The 25140-nt window shown below is 47.3% G+C and carries 22 protein-coding genes; 16 read left to right on the forward strand and 6 right to left on the reverse strand.

Features of this window, described 5'->3' with window-relative positions:
* Positions 1-106 precede the first annotated feature (106 nt).
* The 4 genes from thrS (at position 107) to F905_RS14755 (ending at position 3986) form a co-directional block, all read left to right on the forward strand.
* Positions 107-2029: a threonine--tRNA ligase gene (gene thrS, locus F905_RS14740; RefSeq protein WP_005182425.1), complete on the forward strand. Its 1923-nt coding sequence runs from the start codon at positions 107-109 to the stop codon at positions 2027-2029.
* A 5-nt stretch (positions 2030-2034) separates the two neighbouring features.
* Positions 2035-2586: a translation initiation factor IF-3 gene (gene infC / locus F905_RS14745; protein ID WP_075167371.1), complete on the forward strand. Its 552-nt coding sequence runs from the start codon at positions 2035-2037 to the stop codon at positions 2584-2586.
* A gap of 270 nt (positions 2587-2856) precedes the next feature.
* A complete protein-coding gene (locus tag F905_RS14750) occupies positions 2857-3474 on the forward strand; it encodes a glutathione S-transferase N-terminal domain-containing protein (protein WP_005182432.1) in 618 nt (205 codons plus the stop codon).
* A gap of 89 nt (positions 3475-3563) precedes the next feature.
* Positions 3564-3986, forward strand: coding sequence for a YqaA family protein (locus F905_RS14755; RefSeq protein WP_005182435.1), 423 nt, complete (start codon positions 3564-3566; stop codon positions 3984-3986).
* 1 nt (position 3987) lies between these two features.
* Here F905_RS14755 and F905_RS14760 read toward each other — a convergent pair whose 3' ends face one another.
* Positions 3988-4716, reverse strand: coding sequence for an energy transducer TonB (locus F905_RS14760; RefSeq protein WP_005182437.1), 729 nt, complete (start codon positions 4714-4716; stop codon positions 3988-3990).
* Positions 4717-5011: 295 nt separating this feature from the next.
* Between F905_RS14760 and rpmI the strand changes: the two genes are divergently transcribed.
* From rpmI to F905_RS14770, 3 genes are all read left to right on the forward strand, one after another.
* On the forward strand, positions 5012-5206 hold the full coding sequence (gene rpmI / locus F905_RS15305) for a 50S ribosomal protein L35 (protein ID WP_001096359.1): 195 nt from the start codon (positions 5012-5014) through the stop codon (positions 5204-5206).
* 12 nt (positions 5207-5218) lie between these two features.
* The gene (gene rplT, locus F905_RS14765; RefSeq protein ID WP_005182440.1) at positions 5219-5578 is read left to right on the forward strand and encodes a 50S ribosomal protein L20; all 360 of its coding nucleotides are present in this window, start codon (positions 5219-5221) and stop codon (positions 5576-5578) included.
* Between the two features lie 86 nt (positions 5579-5664).
* Entirely contained in the window at positions 5665-6195 is a 531-nt protein-coding gene (locus F905_RS14770; RefSeq protein WP_034598321.1) for an AAA family ATPase, read from the forward strand.
* On the opposite strand, the gene F905_RS14775 is transcribed toward F905_RS14770, so the two are convergent.
* The gene (locus F905_RS14775) at positions 6192-7220 is read right to left on the reverse strand and encodes a hypothetical protein (RefSeq protein WP_005182445.1); all 1029 of its coding nucleotides are present in this window, start codon (positions 7218-7220) and stop codon (positions 6192-6194) included. The two genes, F905_RS14770 and F905_RS14775, sit on opposite strands and share 4 nt — an antisense overlap.
* Before the next feature lie 158 nt (positions 7221-7378).
* Between F905_RS14775 and pheS the strand changes: the two genes are divergently transcribed.
* From pheS to F905_RS14790, 3 genes are all read left to right on the forward strand, one after another.
* Positions 7379-8359, forward strand: a complete 981-nt coding sequence (gene pheS / locus F905_RS14780; protein WP_005182447.1) for a phenylalanine--tRNA ligase subunit alpha — start codon at positions 7379-7381, stop codon at positions 8357-8359.
* A gap of 135 nt (positions 8360-8494) precedes the next feature.
* Complete coding sequence (gene pheT / locus F905_RS14785) at positions 8495-10876, forward strand: phenylalanine--tRNA ligase subunit beta (protein WP_005182450.1); 2382 nt, start codon at positions 8495-8497, stop codon at positions 10874-10876.
* A complete protein-coding gene (locus tag F905_RS14790) occupies positions 10873-11169 on the forward strand; it encodes an integration host factor subunit alpha (protein ID WP_004649746.1) in 297 nt (98 codons plus the stop codon). Before pheT ends, F905_RS14790 begins: the two co-directional genes overlap by 4 nt.
* A 152-nt stretch (positions 11170-11321) precedes the next feature.
* Here F905_RS14790 and F905_RS14795 read toward each other — a convergent pair whose 3' ends face one another.
* The 3 genes from F905_RS14795 to trxA form a co-directional block, all read right to left on the reverse strand.
* Positions 11322-11630, reverse strand: coding sequence for a hypothetical protein (locus tag F905_RS14795; RefSeq protein WP_005182453.1), 309 nt, complete (start codon positions 11628-11630; stop codon positions 11322-11324).
* A 412-nt stretch (positions 11631-12042) separates the two neighbouring features.
* A complete protein-coding gene (rho, locus tag F905_RS14800; protein ID WP_005182456.1) occupies positions 12043-13311 on the reverse strand; it encodes a transcription termination factor Rho in 1269 nt (422 codons plus the stop codon).
* A 327-nt stretch (positions 13312-13638) separates the two neighbouring features.
* Entirely contained in the window at positions 13639-13965 is a 327-nt protein-coding gene (gene trxA, locus F905_RS14805; RefSeq protein ID WP_005182476.1) for a thioredoxin, read from the reverse strand.
* A gap of 265 nt (positions 13966-14230) precedes the next feature.
* On the opposite strand from trxA, the gene ppx reads away from it, so the two are divergent.
* The 5 genes from ppx to F905_RS14830 are packed head-to-tail and all read left to right on the forward strand — an operon-like array spanning position 14231 to position 19353.
* Positions 14231-15751: an exopolyphosphatase gene (ppx, locus tag F905_RS14810; RefSeq protein ID WP_005182484.1), complete on the forward strand. Its 1521-nt coding sequence runs from the start codon at positions 14231-14233 to the stop codon at positions 15749-15751.
* 33 nt (positions 15752-15784) lie between these two features.
* On the forward strand, positions 15785-16609 hold the full coding sequence (locus F905_RS14815) for an acetyl-CoA carboxylase carboxyltransferase subunit alpha (protein WP_005182488.1): 825 nt from the start codon (positions 15785-15787) through the stop codon (positions 16607-16609).
* Complete coding sequence (gene tilS, locus F905_RS14820) at positions 16546-17895, forward strand: tRNA lysidine(34) synthetase TilS (protein ID WP_081401171.1); 1350 nt, start codon at positions 16546-16548, stop codon at positions 17893-17895. The genes F905_RS14815 and tilS overlap by 64 nt, the downstream gene beginning before the upstream one ends.
* 30 nt (positions 17896-17925) lie before the next feature.
* A complete protein-coding gene (gene proC, locus F905_RS14825; protein ID WP_005182498.1) occupies positions 17926-18756 on the forward strand; it encodes a pyrroline-5-carboxylate reductase in 831 nt (276 codons plus the stop codon).
* 27 nt (positions 18757-18783) lie between these two features.
* On the forward strand, positions 18784-19353 hold the full coding sequence (locus F905_RS14830; RefSeq protein WP_005182501.1) for a YggT family protein: 570 nt from the start codon (positions 18784-18786) through the stop codon (positions 19351-19353).
* Positions 19354-19492: 139 nt separating this feature from the next.
* On the opposite strand, the gene polA is transcribed toward F905_RS14830, so the two are convergent.
* On the reverse strand, positions 19493-22255 hold the full coding sequence (polA, locus tag F905_RS14835; protein WP_005182504.1) for a DNA polymerase I: 2763 nt from the start codon (positions 22253-22255) through the stop codon (positions 19493-19495).
* A 162-nt stretch (positions 22256-22417) separates the two neighbouring features.
* Here polA and F905_RS14840 point away from each other — a divergent pair, with 162 nt between their 5' ends.
* A complete protein-coding gene (locus F905_RS14840; protein WP_005182507.1) occupies positions 22418-25138 on the forward strand; it encodes a DUF2339 domain-containing protein in 2721 nt (906 codons plus the stop codon).
* Positions 25139-25140 lie beyond the last annotated feature (2 nt).

Genomic DNA, 25140 nt, shown 5'->3' on the forward strand with positions numbered 1-25140 from the left:
TCGATTTTTTATTTACCACCGTTTTTTATCTTTTGAGGTTCTCCTCGATCATAATCTCGCGGTGACATGCTCCATGGTACGGGGCATCACTCCTTAAGGATTTTCTATGCCAATTATCACTTTGCCGAATGGTGATCAAAAACAATTTGATCAAGCCGTATCTGTGATGGAAGTTGCACAAAGCATCGGCCCAGGTCTTGCCAAAAATACTGTGGCAGGTCGTGTGAACGATCGTTTAGTCGATGCCTGCGATTTAATTACTGAAGATGCCACCTTACAAATCATCACACCGAAAGACGAAGAAGGGGTCGAAATTATTCGTCACTCTTGTGCGCACCTGGTGGGCCATGCGGTAAAACAATTGTTCCCTGAAGCAAAAATGGTGATTGGTCCGGTCATTGAAGAAGGTTTCTACTATGACATCTGGATGCCACGTCCATTTACTTTAGATGACATGGCGGCCATCGAAGAGCGCATGAAAAAGCTCATCGACCAGGACTACGATGTTGTGAAAAAAATGACCCCGCGTGATGAAGTCATTGCTGAATTCACTGCGCGTGGCGAAGAATACAAACTGCGCCTGATTGCAGACATGCCTGAAGAAACTCAAATGGGCTTGTACTACCATCAGGACTATCTGGATATGTGCCGTGGTCCGCACGTACCAAATACCAAATTCTTAAAATCATTCAAGCTGACCAAAATCTCGGGTGCTTACTGGCGCGGTGATGCCAAAAACGAGCAGCTGCAACGGATTTATGGTACCGCCTGGGCTGACAAGAAACAGCTGGCTGCCTACATCAAACGTATTGAAGAAGCAGAAAAGCGTGACCACCGTAAAATTGGTAAAGCCTTAGACCTGTTCCATATGCAGGAAGAAGCACCGGGTATGGTGTTCTGGCATCCAAATGGCTGGACCATTTACCAGGTGCTGGAACAGTACATGCGTAAAGTGCAGCAGGACAACGGTTATCAGGAAATCCGTACCCCGCAGGTGGTCGATTTCACCCTGTGGGAAAAATCGGGTCATGCGGCGAACTATGCGGAAAACATGTTTACCACGCATTCTGAAAACCGTAACTACGCAGTGAAGCCAATGAACTGCCCATGTCACGTGCAGGTGTTTAACCAGGGCCTAAAGTCGTATCGTGATTTACCAATCCGTCTGGCAGAATTTGGTTCATGTCACCGTAACGAGCCATCGGGTTCATTGCACGGTATTATGCGGGTACGTGGTTTCACGCAAGATGACGCGCATATTTTCTGTACCAAAGAGCAGATTGGCCAAGAGGTTGCTGACTTTATTCAGTTAACCTTAGATGTCTACAAAGACTTTGGCTTTGAAGATGTGCAAATGAAGTTATCGACTCGTCCTGAAAAACGTGTCGGTGATGATGCACTGTGGGATCTGGCGGAAAAATCACTGGCCGATGCTTTGGATGCAGCGGCTCTGGCCTGGGAATTACAGCCGGGTGAAGGTGCATTCTATGGTCCGAAAATTGAATTCTCATTGAAAGACTGCTTAGGCCGTGTATGGCAGTGCGGTACCATTCAGTGTGACTTTAACTTGCCAGAACGTTTAGATGCTTCTTATGTGACGGAAGATAACGACCGTGATCAGCCGGTAATGTTACACCGTGCGATTCTTGGGAGTTTTGAGCGTTTTATTGGTATACTTATTGAACACTATGCGGGCTTTATGCCACCTTGGTTATCGCCAACACAAGCCTGTGTAATGAATATTACCGACGCGCAAGCTGAAGCCTGTGGGTCAGTCGTCGAAAAACTGAAAGAAAACGGTATCCGTGCGATTTCTGACTTGAGAAATGAGAAAATCGGCTTTAAGATTCGTGAACGTACTTTAGAGCGTATTCCTTACTTGCTGGTTCTTGGCGACCGTGAAGTAGAGGAAGGTACAGTGAACGTGCGTACCCGCTCAGGAAAAAATTTGGGTACTATGTCAATTGATGCTTTCATTGACCTAGTAAAAGCAGCCGTTGCCGAACGCGGCCGGTACATTGTGGAGTAAGAAAGATTAAACAGCCTGACCGTAACCAACAACAAGGTGCTAAGAGTAACCGCCCTGCAATTAATGACGAGATCCGTGCAAAAGAAGTACGCCTCGTTGCAGCGGATGGTGAACAAAAAGGAATTGTTTCTTTAGCGGAAGCATTGCGTGCTGCAGAGGATGCAGATCTTGACCTCGTTGAGATTGTGGCAAATGCAGAGCCGCCTGTTTGTAAAATCATGGATTACAACAAGCACTTGTTTGACCTGAAGCAAAAGCAAAAAGATGCCAAGAAAAAGCAGCATCAAGTGCAGGTAAAAGAAATTAAATTGCGCCCAGCAACCGATGTAGGTGACTACAACGTAAAACTGCGTGCCATTTTAAAGTTCTTGGAAGAAGGCAACAAAGTCAAAATCACACTGCGTTTCCGTGGTCGTGAAATGGCGCACCAACAATTGGGTCTGGCACAATTACAGAAAATTGAAGCGGATGTAGCTGAAATTGGTGTAGTTGAACAGGCGCCAAAAATGGAAGGTCGTCAAATGGGTATGCTGCTTGGACCGAAAAAGAAAAAGTAAGCATCTCCGAATCAAAAAAGCACTGCCCAGCAGTGCTTTTTTTGTGACTACAGTTTATGAGGTCACTAATATTTTGACGTAATGATCGTTCGGTATGTTGAGCAGCTCAGCATACTTTGCATGATAAAAGCTCGGTGACTTTCGAACAGCTGCGGGTCATCTCTGGTGTTTAATTTTTATGTGACAACAGTTGCCCTGCTCAGGCTTATCTCGTATCTTTAACGGCAGAGCAATAACACATGACAACGACAAGAGCGCAAGGATATACACATGATTGATCTTTATTATTGGGGCACGCCCAATGGTCATAAAATTACGATTGCCTTAGAAGAAATGGCGCTGCCATACCAGATTTTCCCGATTAACATCCTTGAAAACGACCAGTTCCAGCCAGATTTTCTGCGCATTTCTCCCAACAATAAAATTCCAGCTATCGTCGATCAGGATGGACCGAATGGCCAGCCGATTTCGATTTTTGAATCGGGGGCGATCTTGCAATATTTGGGCCGTAAAACCGGCATGTTCTATCCGGTAGATGAGCTCGAGCGGGTAGAGGTGGAGCAGTGGCTGATGTGGCAAATGGGTGGCTTAGGCCCGATGCTCGGTCAGAACCATCACTTTAGCCGCTTTGCACCCGAGCGTATTGCCTATGCCACCGAGCGTTATGTCAATGAAAGCAAACGTCTGTATGGCGTGTTAAACAAGCAGCTGATCGGGCAGAAATATGTAGCCCGTGAATATTCAATTGCCGATATGGCGATTTTACCGTGGTTGTTACGCCATGAATGGCAGCAGATTCCGCTAGAAGATTATCCGCATGTGCAGGATTATATTGAGCGTTTAACCGCCCGTCCGGCAGTACAACGCGCCCTGGCGATTCAGGTTTAAATAATCATCATAAAATCACCTAAAGCATCTTCGGGTGCTTTTTTTGTGATTTCAGTTAAGATGGGCAGAACCTGTTAACTGCATCTGTTATGGCTTATCTGCTGTTATTTCTGTCGGCCTTTGGGGCGGCTACCTTATTGCCGTTGCAATCTGAAGCGGTATTACTGGGCCTGCTCATTCAAGAGCAACATTCGGTGATGGCTTTAATAGCCATCGCCAGTCTGGGCAATATTCTGGGCAGCTGTGTGAACTGGTGGTTAGGACTCAAGATCGAGCAGTATAAAGACAAGCGCTGGTTTCCGGTGTCTGAACCCAAGCTGCAGCAGGCACAGCAGATTTATCGGAAATATGGCTTCTGGTCCTTACTGCTGAGCTGGGTGCCGGTGATTGGTGATCCAATCACCCTAATTGCCGGTTTAATGAAAGAAAACTTCGCCCGATTTCTGCTGATGGTGAGTGTAGCCAAAATCGGGCGTTATCTGTTTATTTATCTGGCTTATGCCATGTTCTAGTTTAGCCCTCACATTCTGCTGGCTGAAAACGGACTTCATCTTTCAGGCTGGATTTTTTATAGATCCAGAATTTGCGTGGTACATCGACCTGTGCACCTTGCAGCGCCTGAATCAGTTTCTGGTCCAGCGCATAACGGCCGGAACCTTGCTGAATTTTAACCTTGTGGATGTTGCCGTATTTATCGGCTTTCATTTTGAACTGAATCCGGCGGGCATGACCATTTAACTCATCTTCGGTGACGTTCAGTTGAGGCTGGCTGCGATATTGAAACGCGCTTTTTGCGCCGGCTTGCTGCGCTTGCCAGACAGTCGAGTCAAAGCTGTAGTGGCAGTCCTGAGCAGTATCTTTTAAATCCAGATGAAAGACCTGATAACCAATCACTGGAACCGGGGTATCATCGACCAGATGTGGTTTGATTCTGGCCTGTTTTACCGCTTGGCTAATCAGCTGATCTAAAGATTTTAGTCCGGTGCTTTCCTGTACCGTGACCTTGTTGATTTGCCCCGATTCATCGGCATGAATCCGTAAAATGGCCGCGCGGTTTTGCTGCTTTAAATCGGCATTGCTATAACGCAGCTGCGGAAACTCGGTCCATTGAATACGCGTGGTCAGATGGGCGGCCAACGCCGAGGTTTTTTGTACTTGCAGTTGTTCGGCAGGGGCAGCAATGGCAAGCGTGGCACTAAGCGGCAGCGCCAGACACAGACTCAGGCAAATGGTTTTTTTCATGAGGATTAGCTTGTTGTTGGGCAAAAGAAGGAACGCTGCGCAGTATTTCCTGAATCGGGCTTCAGTACAAGTCTTCCTCTATAAAAATAAGAGGTTCCATCTTCATGTTTTGGCTGCTCAATAACAAGGAGAGATCCTGCTAATCTCAAAGACCTCATCTGCCGATAGAAGGCGAGCGACTTTTGCAATATTTGCTTTTGTTTTAGACAAAGATGCTTTAGAATACGTGCTCCCTTACCTGCAGGTCGTTTGTAATGGTGCAAATGAGCCGAACAGGTACTTAAAAGAGGTTGTTATGGCTAAGTTAAAAACTCGCCGTGGTGCAGCTAAACGTTTCAAAGCGACTGCTAACGGTTTCAAGCGTAAACAAGCGTTCAAACGCCACATTTTGACCAAAAAATCTGCTAAACGTATCCGTCAATTGCGCGGCTGTGTAATGGTTCACGTGAGTGACGTTGCTTCAGTTCGTCGTATGTGCCCATACATCTAAGGAGATTTATAAATGGCTCGTGTAAAACGTGGTGTACAGGCTCATCGCCGTCATAAAAAAATTCTTGCTCGTGCTAAAGGTTACTATGGTGCTCGTTCACGCGTATATCGCGTAGCGTTCCAAGCGGTAATCAAAGCAGGTCAATACGCTTACCGTGACCGTCGTCAGAAGAAACGTCAATTCCGTGCTCTATGGATTGCGCGTATCAATGCTGGTGCTCGTCAAAACGGCTTGTCTTACAGCCGTATGATTGCTGGTTTGAAGAAAGCTCAAGTGATCATCGACCGTCGCGTACTTGCTGACATCGCTATGCATGACGCAGTTGCATTTGCTGCTTTAGCTGAAAAAGCGAAAGGTGCATTGGCTGCCTAAGTCCTCGTGACTTAAAAGAAGACCGCTTTATGCGGTCTTTTTTATTGCGCAGAATCAGGATCTGGATGATGAAACAGGGAAATTGTATGCAGCGAATTAATGTGGTTGGTACTTCGGCCTCAGGCAAGTCGACCTTTGCCCGGGCGCTGGCAGAAAAGCTGGGACTGGCCTATATCGAGCTGGATAATCTGTTCTGGTTAGATGACTGGCAGCAAAGTGCTGATACAGATTTTTTTGCCAAAATTCAGGCCGCCATTGAGCAGGCACCCAATGGCTATGTGATTGATGGCAACTATACTCGCACCATTCCCATTAAATGGGCGCAGGCCGATACCATCATCTGGCTGGATTTACCGTTTCATAGCAATTTACTGCGTTCTGTACAACGCGCCGTGCAGCGCGCGGTTTCACAGCAAACCCTCTGGTCCAATTCCAATAATCGGGAAACGATCAGGCAGCTGTTTAGTCGCGATTCGATTGTCTGGTGGATGATTAAAACCCATCAGAAAAATCGCCGGCATTATCTGCAGCTGATGCAATCTCCTGAATATGCCCATCTGCACTGGATTCGGCTGACCTCGGTCGCTGAGGTTGAACGGTTTCTGAATCGCGTTTAAAGTCCGAAATAATAGGCCAATAAACAAATTACCACAGTAATAAGAATCAGCTTGATGACTCCAGTCGCACCAACTTTATGATGAGACGGGACTTTGGCTGAATGCGCTGCTTGCGCATGGGTAGCCTTGTTGTCAGATGCGAACGGTTCCAGCGGATTCGGCTGTGCGATAGGCGTCAGCTGGGCGCTTTGGTAATGGTTGGCCACCTTGACAATAAATTTGGCGCTTAAATCATCCAGCTTCTGGGCAAAATGGCGCAGGTCAAGCTGCTCTTCCGGACTCAGCACTTCATTATCTGCATTATAGGGATGCTGGATTTTCTGTTGAATATCATCTTTTAGCGCTTCTAAACGGTACAGCATGCGATGTGCATAATCGGCCTGATAGTGAGTCGGTAATAAAGACAGCTGATGCGGATCAGGTGTATCTGCCGTAAGCGGAACACCATAATAGGGTAAATTCTGCTGTTCAGGTGGCTGAAAGTCGGCCGCCAGTGTATGGGAAAACAGCTCCTGCTCGGTAAACAGATGAATTTCATCCCAGTGAGCGGGTTCTAGATCGGCCTCTACCTTTTTGGCCAGCTTGCTATTGAGTTCATAACGCCAGAACGTTTCCTGGCGCAGTTCAATACGCTGTGCCGATGGAAATTCATAATCATTGTCGGCGTTATACCATTCCGGCAATTCCTTGCCACAAATCCAGGCGAATTTTTTATGTGCTTCATGGCTGACAATAAAATGCGGGTAGGGCAGCAGCTCGACATTGGCGTTGGGATTTTTTTCATCGACCAGCAGGCTGGCATTGTGCAGACTCAGTCGGGTTGTACCCTGGCGTTTTAAGCCTTCCAGCCAGATTTCAAAATGCTGGGCCAGCAGATGCTGGGAATTTAAATCACGAAACCAGAACAGGTGCTGATTAAAAATGGGATGCGCACGCCAGCGACTGAAACTCAAATCTTGGCTCAGATATTCATTGCCATAGGTGACCAGGGTCAGTTGCTGTTTCCAAATTTGATCGAGCGCCATAGTGTTTGATCTCATTGATATTTTGATTATCTTATACTTTTTCCAAATTGCGATGCCAATCTAATTTTCCTGCAATGCAACTTCATTCTACTGTCCAAAAACTGTTAGAATGTGGGGTTTTTTAATTATATTCAAAATTTGTTGCTTTGAGAGTTACTATGTCACTGGAAGCCCTGACCACTGAAGCGCTCGCTGCCATTGCAGCAGCAGACGACCTTGCTACACTCGATCAAGTACGGGTGCAATTTACGGGGAAGAAAAGCCAGCTCGCGGAACAATCTAAGTCACTTGGTAAAATGGATCCTGAACAGCGTAAAGCGTTTGGTGCGCAAATCCATGCGGTGCGTGAAGCCATTAATACTGCATTAACCGAGCGTCAGGCAGCATTACAGCAAGCGGCATTAGAACAAAAACTTGCCAGCGAAACGGTGGATATTACTTTACCAGGCCGTGGTCAGACCATTGGCTCCATTCACCCGGTAACTCAGGTGCAAGAGCGTATTTGCCAGTTCTTTACCAAAGCTGGCTTTATTGTGGCTACTGGCCCAGAAGTTGAAGATGATTATCACAACTTTGAAGCGCTGAATATTCCAGGCCATCACCCGGCCCGTGCCATGCACGACACGTTCTATTTTGATGCGACTCATTTACTGCGTACCCATACCTCTGGTGTACAGATTCGGACCATGGAATCCCAGCAGCCGCCAATCCGTATTGTCTGCCCGGGCCGTGTTTATCGCTGTGACTCCGACCAGACGCATTCACCAATGTTCCACCAAATTGAAGGTTTGTACGTGGCGGAAAACACCAGCTTTGCTGAACTGAAAGGTTTACTGGTGAACTTGCTGAACGAATTCTTTGAAAAAGATTTGAAAGTCCGTTTCCGTCCGTCGTATTTCCCGTTCACAGAGCCAAGTGCTGAAGTGGATATTATGGATGAGCGGGGTAAATGGTTAGAAGTGCTGGGCTGCGGTATGGTGCATCCAAATGTATTACGCGCGGCAGGTATTGATCCGGACAAATATAAAGGCTTTGCTTTTGGTCTGGGCGTAGAGCGTTTTGCAATGTTGCGTTATGGCATTAACGACCTACGTATGTTCTACCAGAATGATGTGCGTTTCTTACGCCAGTTTGCTTAAAACAAATTTATACCTCTCCCTGACCTCTCCTAAAAGGAGAGGGGTTGTCCATCGGTGACATAGGGTTCTCCCCCTTTTTTTAAAGGGGGAGTTAGAGGGGGGATTTTAGAGATTTGAATTACAGGTTTTATATTAATGAAAATTAGCGAAAATTGGCTACGCACGTGGGTCAACCCAGCCATCGATAGCGAAAAACTTTCTGACCAGTTAACCATGCTGGGTTTGGAAGTTGATGATTTATCTCCAGCTGCAAAACCATTTACTGGTGTAGTGGTTGGTGAAGTGCTGACGGTTGAACAACATCCAGATGCAGACCGTTTACGTGTAACGACGGTGAACATTGGTTCCGGTGAGCCTTTACAAATCGTCTGCGGCGCGCCAAACGTACGAGCAGGTATGAAAGCACCTGTGGCAACTATTGGTGCAGTATTACCAGGCGATTTTAAAATCAAGAAAGGCAAACTGCGTGGTGTGGAATCACAAGGCATGCTCTGCGGTGCATCTGAAATTGACTTAGAAGATAAAATCGACGGTCTATTAGAACTTCCTGTGGATGCACCGGTCGGTGTCAACATCCGTGAATATCTGGACCTAGATGACAACGTGATTGACATCAGCATCACGCCAAACCGTGGTGATTGTTTCAGTATTCGTGGGATCGCACGTGAAATTGGGGTGATTAACCAACTGCCTGTGACTGCGCCTGAAATTAAAGAAATGGCTGCAAGCATTTCTGATGAAAAGAAAGTGGTTGTATCTACTGAAGGCTGTCCACGTTATTTAGGTCGTGTGATCAAGAACGTGAATACCAAAGCCGCGACGCCTGAATGGATGGAGCGCGCATTGGCACGTTCGGGTATCCGTCAGCACAGCATTCTGGTTGATATTACCAACTATGTCTTGATGGAACTGGGTCAACCACTCCATGCCTTTGATGGTGCAAAAGTGCAAGGTGCTGTACAGGTGCGTCAGGCGACTGGGGGCGAAAAACTTGTTCTATTGAATGAACAAGAAGTAGAACTGCAAGACGATGTCATGGTGATTGCCGATGATGAAAAAGCTCTGGCGATTGCCGGTATCATGGGTGGTCTGTCTTCATCGGTTACCGATGAAACCACTGAAATCTTCCTGGAATCTGCTTTCTTTGCACCGCTGCATATTGCCGGTCGTGCGCGCCGTTTTGGCCTGCATACCGATGCCTCTCAGCGTTATGAGCGTGGTGTGGATTTTGAACTGCCATTGATCGCCATGCACCGTGCCTCTCAGTTAATTTCTGAGCTTGCAGGCGGTGAGTTTGGCCCGATTACTGTGGCAGAAAATGCAGCAGTATTGCCAACACGTGACGCGATTGAACTGGAACAGGCACAGGTCGATCAGCTGCTGGGTTATAGCGTAGATTCAGACTTTATTACCGATGCTTTAACACGCTTGGGTTGTGAAGTGACGGTAAAAGCGCAAGGCCAATGGTCTGTGGTACCGCCATCGCATCGTTATGACATGGCCATTTACCAGGACCTGATTGAAGAAGTCGCGCGTATTCACGGTTATGACAATATTCAAATCAGCCTGCCGGTGATTGACACCAAACTGGCGAAGTATCAGGATCAGTTTGAAGTGGCACAGCTGCGTCAAACCCTGGTGACTTTGGGCTATCAGGAGGCAATCAGCTTTAGCTTTGCTGACCTGAAACTGGAAAAACAGCTAAATGCGGCGGTCAACCCGCTGGCATTGGCGAACCCGATTTCAAGCGATCTGGCGGTGATGCGTTCAACCTTGCTGTCGAGCCTGATTCCTTGCGTACAGTACAACATTAACCGTCAGCAAAGCCGTGTGCGTTTCTTTGAACTGGGTTTACGTTTTGATTATCAGAATGCAGCTTCAATTCATGACCTGAAACAGATTCCAACCCTGGCAATGATTGCAGTGGGCGCTAAAACAGCAGAATCATGGCATGGCAAGCCACAAGCCATGGACTTCTTTGACCTGAAAGGTGAAGTTGAAGAGTTGCTGGCAGCAGGTCGTGTACAGGTCGAATATGTACGCTCAGAGCGTAGCTGGTTGCATCCAGGCCAATCTGCAGAGATTCTGGTCAATGGTCAGTCAATTGGTTATTTGGGCCGTTTGCATCCATCTCTGGAAAATGAACTGGATTTGGGCACCACTTGGGTGGCGGAACTGGATCAGCAGGCTGTTTTGCAAACTTATGTATCTAATTTTACAGAATTATCACGTTTTCCGTCGGTAAGACGTGATATTGCGCTTTTAATTAGTGATAAGATTAATGTTAGCGAAATTCAGCAACTTATCGAACAAACGGGCGGCGAGCTTCTGCATTCAACCTGGTTATTCGATGTGTACACTGGTCAAGGTGTTGAAGCGGGTAAACGCTCATTGGCATTTGCACTGTTATGGCAACATCCGACACGTACGCTTGAAGATGCTGAAATTAAATCAGGTATGGACAATATCCTAAAAGTGTTAGAAAACACTTATCAAGCGACATTGAGGGCTTCATGACAGCATTAACAAAAGCAGAAATGGCTGATCATTTAAGTGAGCTCACGAGTTTAAACCGTCGTGAAGCGAAACAAATGGTCGAGTTATTCTTCGATGAGATTAGCCAGGCGCTAATCTCTGGGGAGCAGGTGAAACTTTCAGGTTTTGGTAACTTCGAGTTGCGTGATAAACGTCAACGTCCAGGCCGAAATCCGAAGACGGGTGAAGAAATTCCGATTTCTGCACGCCGGGTGGTAACCTTCCGTGCCGGACAGAAGTTCCGCCAACGTGTTGGAAATGAGCAGATCGATTGATCTGCTTTTTTTATGCCGCTAAAAAAGTAAGGGCTGAGGTTCTAACGGCAGGTATTACCGTGTTCCTTGTATGTGATGATGAGATGTTGTAAGAAATATTCAGACAATAAAAAAGAGAGCCAAAAGGCTCTCTTTTTGTCAATAATCTAAGATTATTGAGCTTCAGAAGCAGCAGCGTCAACAGCAGCATCAGCAGCGTCAGTAGCAGCATCAGCAGCGTCAGTAGCAGCAGCAGCAGCAGTGTCAGCAGCATCAGCAGCAGCATCTACAGCAGCATCAGCGCCAGAAGCAGCTTCAACAGCAGCAGCGTCAGCAGCAGCTTCAGCTTCAGAAGCAGCTACAACAGCTTCAGATGCAGCTTGGTTAGCGTCAGCAGCAGCTTCTTCAGTTTTTTTAGCACAACCAACGAAAGCTAAAGTAGTAGCAACTGCAGCAGCAATAGCGATTTTTTTGAATAACATGGCATCACTCTCTAAAAAATTGAGATTAAAAAAAACCGACGTTAGCCTGTTATATGCTTTTATTATTCCTAATTTTGTTAGGCACTAACAACGCAGGAGCAGTCTAACTGGTCTGCGAATATGCTATCACTGAGTTTTTTTAATTACTACTAGCTTGCTCTAAAAAAAGCCGAAAAAAGCCCTAAAATGCGTTGTTTTTTAACAGAAAATAACAATCAAGAGTTCAGTTTATATTGGCGAAAGGCGATTTAAATCATTAAAAATTATAGGGTTTTTTTGAAATACTTATTTATAATCATTTACTTAAAAATAAGTTTACACAGAAAACGTCCAATTGTGTCTTTATGTAAAGATGGTCAACCGAAATAAAAAGGCCATCGTTATACGATGGCCTTTTTAAAAAGTTTTGATCTTAGTTGCTGGCTTTACGCTTCATATGATCAAAGAACTCGTCATTGGTTTTGGTTTCTTTCATACGATCCAGCAGGAATTCCATGGCTGCCAGTTCATCTTGGGTATGCAGCAGCTTACGCAGAATCCAGACCTTACGCAGGTTGTCTTCAGACATCAGGCGCTCTTCACGACGGGTACCTGATTTCTTGATGTTCATGGCAGGGAACACGCGTTTTTCGGCAATACGACGATCAAGCGTAATTTCCTGGTTACCGGTACCTTTGAATTCTTCGTAAATCACTTCATCCATCTTGCTGCCGGTTTCAATTAACGCGGTTGAGATGATGGTCAGTGAGCCGCCTTCTTCAATATTACGTGCGGCACCAAAGAAACGCTTTGGACGTTCCAGTGCGTGAGCATCGACACCACCAGTCAGGACTTTACCTGAAGATGGCACCACGGTGTTATAGGCACGCGCTAAACGGGTAATCGAGTCAAGCAGAATCACCACATCTTTTTTGTGCTCCACCAGACGCTTGGCTTTTTCAATTACCATTTCAGCCACTTGTACGTGACGGGCTGGAGATTCATCAAAGGTTGAGGCAACCACTTCACCACGCACGGTACGTTCCATTTCGGTCACTTCTTCCGGACGTTCGTCAATCAGCAGAACAATCAGGAATACTTCCGGGTTATTACGTACAATCGACTGGGCGATGTTTTGTAATAACATGGTTTTACCAGCTTTTGGCGGCGCTACAATAATTGAACGCTGGCCTTTACCAATTGGCGCAACCAAGTCAACCACACGCGCGGTTAAATCTTCAGTGGTACCGTTACCAAGTTCCATGACCAGTTGTTCGGTTGGGAACAGCGGGGTCAGGTTTTCAAACAGGATTTTATTGCGCGAGTTTTCTGGCGTGTCGTAGTTAATCTGGTTAACTTTTAACAGGGCAAAATAACGTTCGCCTTCTTTTGGTGGGCGAATGGTGCCGGTAATGGTGTCACCGGTACGCAGGTTAAAACGACGAATTTGCGAAGGGCTGACATAGATATCGTCAGGACCGGCTAAATAAGAGCCTGCTGCAGAGCGTAAGAAGCCAAAACCATCTGACAGAATTTCGAGCACGCCATCACCAAAAATCTCTTCGCCATTCATTGCATGACGTTTTAAGATGGCAAAAATAATGTCTTGCTTACGGTTACGAGCCATTCCTTCAAGGCCCATAAACTCGGCAATCTTGATGAGTTCGCCAATCGGTTTTTTCTTGAGTTCGGTTAAATTCATAGGTGATCAGATAGAATCAAAAATTCTGGGGTACAGGTTGGAAGGGAAGCAACATTTGACCGCATGCAGGCAATAAAACGAACGCAATTGTATTTGCACAATAACAATTCAGAGGACTGATTAATTGTTTCAGAGAAAAATGTGAAAAAACAATTTCTGTTGCCGAGCGGCATTTTTGTGTTGTGTCTTTTAAGAAACGGGCGGGACGGGAAGTCCTTTATTTCTTGAGCAAGCAATATAAGAGAGAAACGCCGATTTGTCAATTTATAGACGAAAAAAATACGCTATGAAACATAGCGTATTTTAATTTTTCTAAACAGACAGGATTTAGATGTTTTCATCAATAAATGCAGTCAGTTTCGATTTTGGTGCAGCACCAATCTGCTGTGCAACCACTTCACCATTTTTGAACATCAACAGTGCAGGGATGTTACGGATGTTGTAGTTCACGGCAGTTTGTTCGCAAGCGGTCACGTCAACTTTCACAATTTTAACTTTGCCTTCATATTCAGTCGCCAAAACTTCAAGTACTGGCGCAATTGCCTTACAAGGCGCACACCAGCCCGCCCAGAAGTCAACCAATACAGGTGTTTCAGATTGAACAACGTCTGCTTCGAAGTTTGCATCCGTTGTGTTTACGATGTTGCCAGACATGGAATGTGCTCCAAATGAATTTTTGTATAGATAGCTATATTTATTAGTATTACATAGCCATCTAGAACAATGTAGAGGAATATGTAAATTTTCGATCTTTCCTGTGAATTTGTCTAATTGATGCTCACGATGCTGATGATCGTGTCACACAATTGTCACATCTGCCGAAAATTTAAATACTCATCGAAATGTGCGCACAAATGGCTTTTAAATTGCATGTATGTGAATTACTCTAGGCACAATTCTGTATAGGTTTGTTTGAAGAATGTCTGATTTTTTAATTGATGAAGAGTTACTTGCAGCCATCGATATGGGGTCGAACAGCTTCCACCTGGCCATTGCCCGTGTGGATCATGGTGAAGTAAAAAAAGTGGCATCAATGTCAGAAAAAGTACAGCTTGCCGCTGGTTTAGATGAGAATAAAAATTTAACCGAAGCCGCACAGCAGCGCGGTTTAGCCTGTCTGGCACGCTTTGTCGGACGTTTAAGCGCTGTACAGCCGAACCGTTTACGTATTGTTGCCACCAACGCCTTGCGTCAGGCCAAAAACGGACATGAATTTATTCAAAAAGCCGCAGAAATCTTGCCAAAACCCATTGAAATTATTGCCGGTCGTGAAGAAGCCCGCTTAATTTATCTGGGTGTGTCGCACACCATGGAAAACAGTGGTCGCCGCTTGGTGATTGATATTGGCGGTGGTTCAACCGAGCTGATTATTGGTGAAGAATTCGAACCTATTCATACCGAATCTTTACAGATGGGCTGTGTGGCTTATACCAAAGCCTTTTTCGCCGAAGGTGAAATTAACCATAAAAGTTTTGACAAAGCCGTGTTTGCCGCACGCAAAGAATTATCCACCATTGCCAATACCTATAAAAATGCCGGCTGGGATACCGTAGTAGGCTCAAGTGGCACCATTAAAGCCTGCCGCCAGATTACCGTGAATATGGGCTGGAGCAATGCGCAGGAAAATCTGACCCGTGAGGGCCTGGAAAAACTCAAAGATAAACTGCTTAAATACAAGCATGTCTCTGAAATGGACTTTGACGGTTTAAAAGAAGATCGACGAGCAGTTTTGCCAGCCGGGATTGCGATTTTATATGCAGTTTTTGATATTTTAGATATTGATAAACTGGTTTATTCCGATGGTGCCTTACGTGAAGGCGTAATGTATGACCTGCTGGGCCGTTTCCAGCATGAAGATATCCGGGACCGCAGTGTGCAGGCGCTGATGGGCCGTTATAACGCCGATCCGAAACAGGCAGAACGTGTGGTCAAAACCGCGCAGCACCTGTTTGAAGGCGTAGCCGCGGAGCTGAAATTGACCAGCGATGACAGTGATTTACTGCGCCGCGCGGCCTATTTACATGAAATTGGTCTGGCGATCAGTCATGGTGGCTATCATCGTCATGGTGCTTATTTATTACAACATTCGGATATTCCAGGCTTTTCACAAATTGATCAAAACCATCTGTCGCATCTGGTTGCGCATCATCGCCGCAAGCTGCGTCAGGACGATAAAATTGATGTCAACAAGGTCGGTGGCCATAAATTAATGCATTTATGTCTGCTGCTGCGCCTAGCAGTTTTAGTCAATCACAGTCGTAGCGATCAGATGCTTCCTGCCATTGAATTGAGTGTTCAGAATGCGCAACAATGGCAGCTCAGCGTTTCGGGTGATGCTAAACAATGGCCATTGCTTGTCGCTGAATTGCACGATGAACAAGTGCAGTTCAAGAATTGGGACATTGAATTAAAAATTCATTCGGAACAATTTGTCGATTAACGTTTTGGTTAATTTAGGGATAACAGTCGACTTATGAAAAATAAAGCTGCTCAATCAAAAGCATGGACAACGGTCCAAATTGCACGTCATCCAGAGCGTCCGCAATTCCTGGACTATGTAGGCGAAATTTTCACTGAATTTGATGCGTTGCACGGCGACCGTTTATTTGGTGATGATGGTGCAATGGTGGGTGGCTTGGCACGCTTCGATGGTCAGCCGGTCATGGTCGTGGGCCAGCATCGTGGTCGTAGTACCCGCGAGAAATTGCAGCACAATTTCGGCATGAGTAACCCGGAAGGTTACCGTAAGGCACAGCGTTTGCTAGATATGGCAGAACGTTTCAAGCTGCCGGTCTTTACCTTTATTGACACCATGGGTGCTTATCCGGGTGTGGGTGCAGAAGAACGTGGTCAGGCGGAAGCGATTGCCACCAGTCTTGCTCAATTATCGAACCTGAAAGTGCCGGTCGTGGCAACAGTTCTGGGTGAGGGTGGTTCAGGCGGTGCCTTGGGTATTGGTGTGGCGGACCGTGTGGTGATGTTATCTCACAGTATTTATTCAGTAATTTCTCCAGAAGGCTGTGCATCTATTTTGTGGAAAACTGCTGAACAAGCAGAACAAGCAAGTGAAGCATTGGCACTGACTGCTGAAAAATTACAGCAGATGGGCATTGTTGAATATGTGGTTGATGAAGGTGAGGGAGCTCACTTGCAACCAGAAAAAGTCATGCAAGATTTAAAAGCCGTGTTAAAACAGGCTCTAGAAGAATTGCAACCGATGGATGCACAAGAACGATGCGAAGCACGTTACCAGCGTTTGATGAAGTTTGGCAGCGACAATTTAGGACTGGCGTCTTAACCCAGATTCAGTCTTTTCCAGAAGATACGCATTTTCTCATCGGATGTAGTGGCGGCATGGATTCCATGCTGCTGCTGCATCTGATGGCGTTTTTATGCCCGGAAAAAGTCCGGGCCATTTATATTGATCATCAATTGCAGCCTTCTAGTCAGGCCTGGGGCAAATTTGTCCAGCAGTATTGTCGGACCTTCAATATTCCTTGCATCATTCAAGCGGTACAGGTCGCCGAAGGCAATCTGGAACAGCAGGCACGCGCCGCACGTTATCAGGCATTTCAGCAGCATATTCAAACCAATGAGATATTGGTACTGGCCCATCATCAGCAGGATCAGGCAGAAACAGTGTTATTGCGCCTGTTTTCCGGTGCTGGAATTCCTGGCCTGGCGGCTATGAAAACTTTCGATTCTCGTCCTGAACTGTCAATCTGGCGACCGTTGCTATCTTTATCGCGTGAGCAGATTCAGACCTGGTGCCAGCAGCTTTCGATTCCACATATTCAAGATCCGACCAATCAGGATATTCACTACGACCGGGCCTGGTGTCGTGAACAGTTATGGCCGCTGTTAAACGCGCGCTTTCCCAAAATGCAGCAAAGCATTTGCCGCAGCAGCCAGCTGATGCAGGATGCCGAGCAGATTTTGGCCGAAGTATTGCTGCAGGATTTGGCCAGCTGTGGCGATGCCGAGCATCTAGATTTACACCGTATTCAGCAATTGTCCGAGGCGCGGCAACGCCAGTTATTGTCATTCTGGATGAAAGGGGACAACCAGTACCGGCCAAGTTTTGACATGGTGCAGCGCATTCAGCAGGAAGTGATTCAGGCTCGGGCCGATGCGCAAGCGGCTTTGCATTGCAACGGCTTTTATTATGTCCGCTATCAAAATGTCATTTACCGTTTGGCCCAGCTGGAATATTTGGCCAGTCAACAGGCCATCCCTGCGCGGGAACAGGTGTTCTGGCAGTTGGGGCAAACCCTAGATTTACCTGCCGGACAGTTTCAGTTGAATGCACCGCATCAGGTTGGTTTGTCTTTTGCATTACTCCAACAAGAATTGACTTTAAGTACGCGAGTGGGCGGAGAAAAAATCCATCTTCATGGACGGGTCGGGGCCTGGCCATTAAAAAAGGCGATACAGCAGGCACAAATTTTTCCCTGGAAGCGTCATACAATTCAAATATTAAGCAGAGATAATGTTATGCTAGGGGTTTTCACGCCAAAAGGGTTTTGGCTGGCAGATTCTGCCTATTGCGAACCGGATGGCTGGCAACCGACTTTAATCTCTTAACTATAAAGAACTCAACCAAGAGTGTGAATCATGAGTGCAGTGTTAAATTGTAATATTAGTTTTATTGGTGGCGGAAATATGGCACAGGCCTTAATTGGTGGCCTGATTGCACGTGGCATGCCTTCAACGCGTATTACAGTTGCTGATCCGGTCGAAAAAATCCGTTTGTTGCTTGAAGAAAAAGATGTACATGTGACCGAAGACAACCAGGCTGCCATTCGTGACGCCGATATTGTGGTGTTCGCAGTCAAACCGCAGGTGCTGGCCAGCGTGCTGCAACCGCTAAAAGGGCAGTTTGAAGGCAAACTGGTGATTTCGATTGTTGCCGGTGCAGAAATTGCCACCATTTCGGCATTGCTCGATACCGACCGTGTGGTGCGGGTGATGCCAAATACCCCGGCACTGGTACAAACTGGTGCGCATGGTTTATATGCGCATGATGCGGTCGATAGCAAAGACCGTGAATTGGCAAGTCAGGTTTTGGCTGCCACGGGTTTAACAATTTGGGTAAACTCTGAAGCGCAAATTGATGCAGTCACGGCAGTATCCGGTTCTGGCCCGGCTTACTTTTTCTATATGATGGAAAGTATGATTCGTGCCGGCAAAAACTTGGGCCTGGATGAAAAAGTGGCAACGGCTTTAACCTTGCAAACTGCGTTGGGTGCGGCACAAATGGCAATTACCAGTTCCAACACCCCGGCAGAGCTGCGTAAAAACGTGACCTCTCCAAACGGGACCACGCAGGCAGCGTTGGAAGTGTTTGACCGTGCGCAAGTGTCGCAGAATATTCAGGCGGCGTTGGCGGCTGCCAAAACACGCAGTCAGGAACTGGCTGCCGAGCTGAGTGACAGCATTAAATAAAGTATTTAATTTTAGGAACGTTCAAGTATGGGTGCAAATTCTGCGCTAATTTTTGGCATCATCATTAACGTAGCGATTTTGCTCGTCTTCTTCCGTTTTCTCATGCAGCTGGCTGCGGTGAGTCCTTATAATCCGGTGGTGTTGTCTACGATCAAGGCCACGAAAATTGTAGATGTATTTAGCCGTATTTTCCCGACCGTGGCAAAAGGCCGGGTGAATCTGGCGGCATTGGCGCTGCTGGTGGTGCTTTATCTGCTGAAAAATTACGGCATGATGTATTTAAACGGGGCGATGCCTAATGGCCCGGTACATCTGCTGATTCTCACCTTTGTGACCATGATTCAGGACCTGCTACGTTTCTGTCGTTACCTGATTTTTGCCACCATTATTTTAAGTTGGGTAGTGATGTTTACCCAGTCACGCGGGCCTTATATTGAAGTGATTCAGGAGCTGGCAGAACCTTTACTGGCGCCGTTTCGCCGGATCATGCCGAATATGGGCATGATTGACCTGTCTCCAATTCTGGCATTTCTGGCGTTATATATTGCTGAAATTCTGATGAACCAGGTGGCGATTGTTTTGCTGACCGGCTTCTAATAAATTCAGCTCAAGAAAAAAAGGACTCAATTGAGTCCTTTTTTATGGCTCAAGTTTTGAGGTGAAGACCTTGATATTTCGCCCAAGAGGCAAATGACCTTCAGCCCAGCCTTCCTCCGAGGAGGAAGGTGGAAAGACTTTAGTGTGCTTCATCCCAGTTCTGGCCTTTACCCACTTCGACCACCAGCGGAACAGACAGTTCAATCACCGACTGCATCACTTCGGCCAGTTTGGGTGCCAGTTCATCGGCGACATTGGCATCGACTTCAAACACCAGTTCATCGTGCACCTGTAGCAGCATTTTGGCCTGATGGCGTGGCAGCATTTTATCTACCTCCACCATGGCCATTTTAATAATATCTGCCGCAGAGCCTTGTAAGGGCGCATTAATTGCTGCACGTTCTGCTGCTTTACGCACCATCATGTTACGGGCATCAATATCCGGGGTATATAAACGGCGGCCGGTCAGGGTTTCAACAAAGCCTTGTTCCAGAGCCACCTGACGGGTGCGCTGCATATATTCATAAATGCCCGGATAACGCTGGAAGTATTGCTTGATATAGTTCTGCGATTCTTCCCGGGTAAAGCCCAATTGACGGATCAGACCAAATTCGGACATACCATATAACAGGCCGAAGTTAACCGCTTTGGCCTGGCGACGCTGATCCGGCGTGACATCTTCCAGGGCAATATTCAACACTTCTGCAGCGGTACGGCGGTGTACATCCTGACCATGATTGAAGGCATCAACCAGCGCGTCATCTTGCGAGAAATGCGCCATTAAACGCAGTTCAATTTGCGAATAGTCGGCAGCCAGTAACACGCGGCCTTCTGGTGCAATAAAGGCTTTACGAATTTGACGGCCAATATCCATACGCACTGGAATATTTTGCAGGTTCGGATCGGTCGAAGACAGACGGCCTGTTGCGGTCAGTGCCTGATGATAACTGGTATGCACGCGATGGCTGCTGCTATTAGCCTGCTTTTGTAAGCCATCGGTATAGGTACTTTTCAGTTTAGACAGACCGCGATATTCCACAATCAGGCTGGCAATCGGGTGCTCAATCTTTTCTAAAATACTTTCACTGGTGCTGTATTGGCCGGTGGCAGTTTTCTTGCCGCCTTTGATGCCCAGCTTTTCAAACAGGATTTCGCCAACCTGTTTGGGCGAGCTGACATTAAACGGCTGGCCGGCCAGTTCAATAATCTGCTGTTCCAGTTGCAGCATGGTATTGGAGAATTCTACGCCCAGCTGATCCAGGAAATTCAGATCTAGCTTGATGCCGTTTTCTTCCATCTGGGTTAGCACGCGTGCTACCGGCATTTCAATATGATGCAGCAGATTGCTTAGTTCCGGATGACGCTGTAACTTTTCATTCAGCACTTCATACAGGCGATACGTCACATGTGCATCTTCAGCGGCATAATGCGCGGCTGTTTCAATCTCGATCTGGTTAAAGGTTTTCTGTTTGGCGCCTTTACCGGCAATCTGTTCATAGGTGGTGGTCAGATGACTTAAATACAGCCGCGCCACATCATCCATCCCATGACGGGTGGCGACAGAATTTAAGACATACGAGGCCAGCATGGTGTCAAAGTACCAGCCCTGTAAGTGAATGCCGTGGTTTTCCAGCACATGCGCATCATATTTTAAATGATGGCCAATTTTTTCAACCGCTGGATTTTCCAGAATCGGTTTGATCTGCGCCAACACTGTTTCACGGTTTAACTGTTCTGGTGCGCCGGCATAGTCATGCGCCAGAGGCACATAGAAGGCTTCCGTAGCATCAAAAGCCACCGAGAAGCCGACAATCTGGGCAATCCGATAATCCAGACTGGTGGTTTCGGTATCAAAGGCAAAACGTGTGGCGGTGCTTAAACGCTGGAAGAGTACATCCCAGTCTGCCGGGCTTAACACTGTATGATAGGTGGCTTCACCTAGCTGATCTTCACTGCTGCTGAGCTGAGCTTGATCTTCGGTGGCGACTTCTGCGGCCGCTGGTGTTTGGCTAATGGCCTGGCTGACCTGTTTGTAGCTGTTGCTGTTCGGGTTGTTCGGATGATCGAGCGACTGCAGCTGGTTCCGGAACTCCAGTTCGGTATACAGGCGGCGCAATTCTTCGGTATTTGGATCGCACAGTTTCAGGTCTGCAAAGGTCAGGCCCATGTCCAGATCACAGACAATACTGGCCAGTTGATGATCAATGGCAATACCATCGACATTGTCTTTAATATTCTGGCCAACGCGACCTTTAATTTTGTCGACATTTTCTAGAATTCCGCCTAAAGAGCCGTATTCAGTCAGCAGTTTGGCGGCAGTTTTAGCACCCACGCCCGGAACACCCATAATCCCGTCCGAGGCATCGCCCATCAGGGTCAGATAATCAACAATCTGATTCGGCCAGACGCCAAATTTCTCAAAGACACCCTGCACATCCATTGGTTTCTCTTTGAAGCTGTCTTCCAGCGTAACTTTGTCGGTCACCAGCTGAGCCATGTCTTTGTCGCCGGTGGAAATTAACACCTGATGACCTTCGGCTTCGGCGCGTTTGGCCAGCGTGCCAATAATATCGTCGGCTTCGGCACCCGGCAGCATATAAAGAGGAATCCCCAGTGCGCGAATTAAGGCGTGTAAATAAGGAATCTGCTGTGACAGTTCATCTGGCATACTTGGACGGTCACCTTTATAAATAGGTGACAGTTCGTGACGGAAGGTTGGTTCCGGGGTATCAAAAATCACCGCCATATGGGTAGGCTGGGTACGGCGTATCAGTTTCTGGATTGCGGAAATTGCCCCACGGATGGCGTTGGTATGTATACCGGTTGACGTGGTTAAAGGGGGTAAGGCGTGAAACGCACGAAATAAAAAATAAGACCCATCGACCAAGACAAATGGTGGCATTGAAAGTTTCCTAATCCAAAAAACCTGTTTATTGTACGTGATTTTACACACGCACGCTGAGTGATGATTGTATATGCAGGTTACCGAATATCTGATGAATATAAAATAAGCACTGTGCAAGTTGTTGTATGATCAGCACAATTAATAAAGGAATAAAACAAGATGCTGAGAGGGCAGAGCGAAATCCGCATGATCTGGTTGATGAGCCTGATGATTGTCGCCATCAGCGCGTGGTTTTTATCATTTCCACTGCTGACCTATGTCTGTGGTTTTGCACTGCTGATGAGTGTTATGCACTATGTCGATGCTATTCAGCAACCGGCTCAAGTGCTAGGCGAACAACGGTCAATTAAGTTTCGTGCCACCTCCAAAGTGCCGCTGTATCTCTCCTCGATTATTGCCGTGGTCGGTGGGCTGCTGGATTGGGGCTGGATGATTGCTGCTGGCGCTGCGGCCTGGATTTTCTTTTTTCTGCGCTGGCTGCGGCGTCTGGAACAGTATTTGGGCCAGATTCAACAGGCCCAGCATTTTTTGCCGCAGCCGGCTTCTTCGGTACAGTCGGACATACCGCCTTTACCGTTTAGTGCAACAGCTGAAGCTACGCCAGTGCCTGCTCCCAATTTAGTCCAGCAAATCAAACACTGGATTTTTGAGGGTAATCCGGTGCTGAAAACCGCGATTTCTATTCTGGTGATCGGCATTATTCTGCTGCTGCGTTTTGCCACGGAACATTGGCAGCTGAGCCTGGCCACCAAACTGGCCATGGTCGCGCTGAGTAGTGCTGCCGTGACCGGACTGGGTTATCGCTTGCAGCAGCGCAATCGCAGTTTTGCCCTGGGGCTGGAAGGGCTCGGGCTGGCAGCCTTGTGTCTGACCTTATTCTTTGCCTATTACAATGCGGTGATTCCAAACTTGCTGATTGCCAGTGGCTGTTTTCTGCTACTAATGGCCCTGACGTTATGGCTGAGTTTAAGACAGCAGTCGGTTGAACTGGCGTTAATGGCCATGGTGATGGTCTATCTTGCACCATTTACCTTACCGGTGCGTGATGCAACTGCACCGGAATTTATTGGCTATTATCTGGTGATTAATATTGCGGTGGCCGTGCTCAGCAGCCTGCGACCGTGGAAGTTTCTGAATCAGATTGCTTTTTTAATGACCGTGCTGGTCGGTGGCAGCTATGCCTTTGTGCATGGCAGCGATGCTGACCGCGACCTGATGACTGGGTTGATTCTGGCACATGCCGCTATCTTTATCTGGCTGGGTTTCCGCTTTAGCCAGTTATTGGCACAGCAGGACTTAGACAAGTTTAAGCTTAAACCGGCGCTGGATATTGGGCTGATTTTTGCTGCACCGTTGCTGGCCTATAGCAGTTTATATGTGCTGCATTTCCAGGACACAGCCTGGCAGGCGGGCCTCAGTCTGCTGTTTGCACTGCTGTTCGCCGTGTTGTACCGATTGTCCAGACACCATCAAACGGTACAGCTAATTGCGCACAGCTATTTAAGCCTGACCTTAATTTTTCTGGCCTTAATTCCGCCGATTTTATTACCAGCTGAAAAAAGTGTTATGGGCTGGGCCATTGAAGGCCTGCTGATTTTCCTGTTGGGGCTGGTGCGGCAGTCCAAAATCAGTCTGTATCTGGCCATGGGCCTGCTGGTCGTGGCGGGGCTGTCGAGCCTGTACTATCTGGTGGAGCTGATTGTATTTCCACGCGCCATGTTCTGGGTGCTGTGCCTGAGCTATGTGGGCGTGGTATTGCTGTCCAATAGCCGGCTGCAATTTCAGCAACAACTTAGTAGCAGTATGATTGGCTTTCAATGTCTGCTGATGTTGCTGGCGACCACCATGTTGCTGGTGCTGCTCCAGGATGAATGGTCCGGCGAGCTGAGTGCGGTGCTGAGCTTGTTGACTCTAGGTCTGGCCTATTGGGTTGTGAATGAAATCCTGTTACGCCGTCAGGCCGGGGTGGCCTGGTTATTTAGCAAATGGTCGGGCCTGGTTCCCTTGCTGCTGTTTGCGGCAGGAATCATCATGCTGCGGATGCAACAGGGCAGTATTGTCTGGGTATCTTTCAAGGAGCGGCTGTTCTTTGCCGGAGCTGGCATCATTCTCAGTCTGCTCTGGTTGAGGCCGCTTTTGGGTGTGCGAACCGAAAAAGAATGGGTCAGTGCCTGTACTTTACTCAGTCTGCTACTGACCAGTCTGACTTTATTACCGCAGCAACCGTATATCAGTATGGTGATTTTGCCGCTACTGTTCTGCGGCTGGTGTTACTGGCAGGCACAGCCCGACTGGCAGATGTTCTGGCAGGCCCGAAGCAGTTTGCTGTTGATGCTGGCCTGGATGATCTGTTCGCAGCTGTTAAGCCAGCAGGCGTTTCATGGCTATCTGCTGCCCATCTTAAATCCTTTTGATCTGGTCAGCATCGCCATGCTGGTCGGCTTTTTATGGATGCTGTCATTGCAGGTTAAGGCTGGGCTGGATCGGAGTATGGCTGCAGTGTTGATGGTGCTGAGTTTATTGTGGCTGAGTAGCTATATTGTGCTGCGTGGCTTGCATGTCTATGTGGGAACGCCGCTGAATGAACTGGCGCTGTGGCGTAATGGCACGGTGCAACTGAGTTTGACTTTACTTTGGGTTAGCTTGGCGTTTGTCACCATGAGCTGGGCCAGCCGCAAACAGTTACGCTCGGTCTGGGTCCTGGGCGGCAGTATTCTGGTGATTGTCAGCTTAAAGCTGGTGCTGTTTGATCTGTCGCATATTGGCACTTTAACCCGGGTCATTTCATTTTTAGCTGCCGGTGCGGTGATGCTGATTATTGCCTATATTGCGCCAATGCCCGATCCAGAACAACCGGTTGAACGCTCACCCTCTGAATAGAA

The sequence above is a fragment of the Acinetobacter sp. CIP 53.82 genome, assembly GCF_000369465.1.
GTDB classification, from domain to species: Bacteria; Pseudomonadota; Gammaproteobacteria; order Pseudomonadales; family Moraxellaceae; genus Acinetobacter; species Acinetobacter indicus.

Coding starts and splice junctions, on each gene's coding strand:
- F905_RS14755 (WP_005182435.1), top strand. CDS start 3,564: ATGGCTTATCTGCTGTTATTTCTGTCGGCCTTTGGGGCGGCTACCTTA.
- pheT (WP_005182450.1), top strand. CDS start 8,495: ATGAAAATTAGCGAAAATTGGCTACGCACGTGGGTCAACCCAGCCATC.
- thrS (WP_005182425.1), top strand. CDS start 107: ATGCCAATTATCACTTTGCCGAATGGTGATCAAAAACAATTTGATCAA.
- F905_RS14770 (WP_034598321.1), top strand. CDS start 5,665: ATGCAGCGAATTAATGTGGTTGGTACTTCGGCCTCAGGCAAGTCGACC.
- F905_RS14830 (WP_005182501.1), top strand. CDS start 18,784: ATGGGTGCAAATTCTGCGCTAATTTTTGGCATCATCATTAACGTAGCG.
- rpmI (WP_001096359.1), top strand. CDS start 5,012: ATGGCTAAGTTAAAAACTCGCCGTGGTGCAGCTAAACGTTTCAAAGCG.
- F905_RS14790 (WP_004649746.1), top strand. CDS start 10,873: ATGACAGCATTAACAAAAGCAGAAATGGCTGATCATTTAAGTGAGCTC.
- F905_RS14840 (WP_005182507.1), top strand. CDS start 22,418: ATGCTGAGAGGGCAGAGCGAAATCCGCATGATCTGGTTGATGAGCCTG.
- pheS (WP_005182447.1), top strand. CDS start 7,379: ATGTCACTGGAAGCCCTGACCACTGAAGCGCTCGCTGCCATTGCAGCA.
- proC (WP_005182498.1), top strand. CDS start 17,926: ATGAGTGCAGTGTTAAATTGTAATATTAGTTTTATTGGTGGCGGAAAT.
- rho (WP_005182456.1), bottom strand. CDS start 13,311: ATGAATTTAACCGAACTCAAGAAAAAACCGATTGGCGAACTCATCAAG.
- tilS (WP_081401171.1), top strand. CDS start 16,546: ATGCGAAGCACGTTACCAGCGTTTGATGAAGTTTGGCAGCGACAATTT.
- F905_RS14750 (WP_005182432.1), top strand. CDS start 2,857: ATGATTGATCTTTATTATTGGGGCACGCCCAATGGTCATAAAATTACG.
- rplT (WP_005182440.1), top strand. CDS start 5,219: ATGGCTCGTGTAAAACGTGGTGTACAGGCTCATCGCCGTCATAAAAAA.
- F905_RS14775 (WP_005182445.1), bottom strand. CDS start 7,220: ATGGCGCTCGATCAAATTTGGAAACAGCAACTGACCCTGGTCACCTAT.
- F905_RS14795 (WP_005182453.1), bottom strand. CDS start 11,630: ATGTTATTCAAAAAAATCGCTATTGCTGCTGCAGTTGCTACTACTTTA.
- trxA (WP_005182476.1), bottom strand. CDS start 13,965: ATGTCTGGCAACATCGTAAACACAACGGATGCAAACTTCGAAGCAGAC.
- F905_RS14815 (WP_005182488.1), top strand. CDS start 15,785: ATGAAAAATAAAGCTGCTCAATCAAAAGCATGGACAACGGTCCAAATT.
- ppx (WP_005182484.1), top strand. CDS start 14,231: ATGTCTGATTTTTTAATTGATGAAGAGTTACTTGCAGCCATCGATATG.
- polA (WP_005182504.1), bottom strand. CDS start 22,255: ATGCCACCATTTGTCTTGGTCGATGGGTCTTATTTTTTATTTCGTGCG.
- F905_RS14760 (WP_005182437.1), bottom strand. CDS start 4,716: ATGAAAAAAACCATTTGCCTGAGTCTGTGTCTGGCGCTGCCGCTTAGT.